This is a genomic window from Bacillus pseudomycoides DSM 12442, from assembly GCF_000161455.1.
Classification (GTDB): Bacteria; Bacillota; Bacilli; order Bacillales; family Bacillaceae_G; genus Bacillus_A; species Bacillus_A pseudomycoides.
Genome location: NZ_CM000745.1, coordinates 5,338,518 through 5,338,806, shown reverse-complemented (window position 1 = coordinate 5,338,806; position 289 = coordinate 5,338,518). Strand labels below are relative to the sequence as shown.

The following is a 289-nucleotide window of genomic DNA, read 5'->3' as shown; positions in this document are numbered from 1 at the left end:
GGAATATATTCCTAACAAGCATGGAGAATTATTTCAATAAAAGGGAGGAAGCTAATATGCCTGATCAAGGGATAGCGCAGATTATATTTCCTGATAGCAAGGATTTGGAAACGTTTTTGAAGGAACAAGGAAGTTATGACTTACATGAAGACCTATTAAAATATGGATTGACGACGAAACAGTTTTTATACGTTGACTATAAAGGTGAGCAATACCAAGAAATTGTCAATTTTATTCTTGATTACGAATTTGCCCACCAAATTGAATTAGCAACACAAGAAGAACTCGA

The 289-nt window shown here is 34.3% G+C and carries 1 pseudogene; it reads left to right on the top strand.

Annotated features, from left to right (window positions below):
* Positions 1-56: 56 nt before the first annotated feature.
* A pseudogene (locus tag BPMYX0001_RS27060) lies at positions 57-289 on the top strand (hypothetical protein); the annotation flags it as partial.